Here is a 2187-nt window from a genome sequence, read left to right as displayed (position 1 = left end):
CGCTGGCCGCCGACCGGATCATGCGTCTGACGCACGACGAACTGGGCGGCTCGTCGATCGCCGAGGCGTTGCGCCGACCGAAGACCGCCGAAACTGCGTGGCGGATGCTCGCCGCTGTCGGTGCCTGACCTTCCGGCCGGCTACCACAAGCCGCTGCCCGACGCCCGCCCGGTCGGCCTGCGCCGTCGACGTGTCGACGCCGGCACCGAACTGTGGCGCGTCGAGGCGGCCGCACCCGCCGAGTGGAGCTGGGCCGGGTTTCCGACCGCCCGCTACCGCTTCGACCCGGAGTCCGGGTCATTCCGAACACGTTATGCCGCAAGCACTCTGGTCGGCGCGTTCCGGGAACGCTACCGGCCCACGGGTCTGATGATTCCCACCGACCACGCCGACCACCAGCTGGTGCGACTGGTCGCCGCCCGGCACCTGCGCGTCCTGGACCTGCGCACCGAGGCCAACCTCGACGTGCTCGGCGTCGACGACCAGATCAACACCGGCCAGCACCCCGACGTGTGGGCCACCTGCCACCGGCTGGCCGACGCCGTCAAGCGGTGGTGGCCCGCACCCGACGCCCTGGACGCGATCGTCTACCGGCCGCGCACCACGCCGGAAACGTCGATCAACTACGCCTTCTTCGCTCTCGAGCCGTTCACCCATGAGTCGTGGCCGCTCGCCGAGCGCACAGATGTCCTCACCGATCTGGTCCTGCGGCACAGCTTTACCGTCGGCTGGCAGCTACCGTGAGGTCATGACCGACCAGTCAAATCCGATCACCCAGTCACATCCACCCCAGGCGTTCCTGCGCCTGGTGGTCAATCCGATTCTGACGCTCCTACTGCGCACCCCGTTCGCCGGTGCGGCGCGCCACCAGTTCATGGTGGTGGACTTCAAAGGCCGCAAGAGCGGACGCCCCTATTCGATTGTGCTGACTGCCCATCTGATCGACGGCATCCTCTACGCGTTGACCGGTGCGAGCTGGAAGGTCAACTTCCGCGACGGCGCCCCCGCACAGGTGCTGCACGACGGGGCGACGACGGCGATGCGCGGCGAACTCATCACCGACACCGCGCACGTCGCCGACCTGTATGCGCGCTGCGCCGAGTCCTACGGCGTCAAGCGCGCCGAGCGCGTGATGGGCATCGGATTCCGTGACCACCAGATGCCGACCCGCGATCAGTTCGCCGAGGCCGTGAAGGATCTAGGCCTGCGTGCGATTCGGTTCACTCCCGCAACATGAGCTGACCATGGGCCGTTGTGCCCACCTCTGAGCGACAAATTTGCGGGCCGTGGTCGGTTGTCGCTGTGAGGTGGGCACAACGGCCACCCCGACCCTGACGTGACTCATGTGGCGCCCGCGCCATCGTTCACGCATTAATGTCGGTGAATGGCTGAGCCATCTGCACACGACTTCGTGCCGGCAGCGCCGCAATTGTGGACCTACGACGCGTTGAGCTTCCTGCTGACGGGTACTCGACGATGGCGGCCAGCGCTGCTGGCGCAAGTTGCTCCCGCGCCCGGTGACGTCATTGCCGACATCGGGTGCGGCACTGGTACGCAGCTCCGTCTGGTGGCGCGGGCCTGCTCTTCGGCGACGCTGATCGGCGTTGACCCCGACGCCGCGATTCGGCAGCGGGCTCGGGCCAAGCTTGCGGGAGTGGCACCACGGGTAGAGCTCCTGGCCGGATACGCGCGCGATAGCGCCGATCTCCTACGCGGTCGTGGCGTGACAAAAATGCTGTCGTCGTTGGTGTTTCATCAGGTGCCTCTGGAGGAGAAACGCGCTGGCCTGGCCGCGATCTACCAGACGCTTCCATCTGGCGGTAGTTTGCACGTCGCAGACTACGGACTGCAACGCACGGCGAAGATGCGAAAGAGGTTTCGCCTCGTGCAGAAGGGTGACGGTTACGACGTTACTGAGCCCAACGCGCGGGGCGTCCTACCCGAATTAATGACCGATGTGGGCTTCGAGAGTGTCGACGAAACCCATGTGTTCGAGACCCTAAGCGGATCGATCTCGATCTACCGGGCCGTGCGCCGATAGCGTCAGTACTACTCAGCGCCCGCGCCAGCAGCGGCATACGTCGGAGAAATCGCCGGATCCTCGTATCCCGCCGACAGCGCACGCGACCGCACGGCGTCACCAACGGCCGCCACCCGGTCGGCCGGCACTAATGCGATCACGCAGCC

General features: G+C 66.5%; 3 protein-coding genes and 1 pseudogene. 3 read left to right on the top strand and 1 reads right to left on the bottom strand.

The features are described 5' to 3' along the window. Positions 1-120: 120 nt before the first annotated feature. From VN856_RS26925 to VN856_RS26915, 3 genes are all read left to right on the top strand, one after another. Positions 121-744 (top strand): RES domain-containing protein, encoded by a 624-nt coding sequence (locus VN856_RS26925; protein WP_325695007.1) that lies wholly within the window; start codon positions 121-123, stop codon positions 742-744. 4 nt (positions 745-748) lie between these two features. After that, positions 749-1237: a hypothetical protein gene (locus tag VN856_RS26920; protein ID WP_325695005.1), complete on the top strand. Its 489-nt coding sequence runs from the start codon at positions 749-751 to the stop codon at positions 1235-1237. Between the two features lie 147 nt (positions 1238-1384). Continuing rightward, a complete protein-coding gene (locus tag VN856_RS26915) occupies positions 1385-2041 on the top strand; it encodes a class I SAM-dependent methyltransferase (RefSeq protein WP_325695003.1) in 657 nt (218 codons plus the stop codon). Between the two features lie 8 nt (positions 2042-2049). Here VN856_RS26915 and VN856_RS26910 read toward each other — a convergent pair. Continuing rightward, positions 2050-2187 (bottom strand): annotated as a pseudogene (locus VN856_RS26910) (galactokinase); the annotation flags it as partial.

This window comes from Mycobacterium sp., assembly GCF_035603715.1.
Taxonomy (GTDB): domain Bacteria; phylum Actinomycetota; class Actinomycetes; order Mycobacteriales; family Mycobacteriaceae; genus Mycobacterium.
This window is presented reverse-complemented; position numbering and strand designations above follow the sequence as displayed.

Coding starts and splice junctions, on each gene's coding strand:
- VN856_RS26920 (WP_325695005.1), top strand. CDS start 749: ATGACCGACCAGTCAAATCCGATCACCCAGTCACATCCACCCCAGGCG.
- VN856_RS26915 (WP_325695003.1), top strand. CDS start 1,385: ATGGCTGAGCCATCTGCACACGACTTCGTGCCGGCAGCGCCGCAATTG.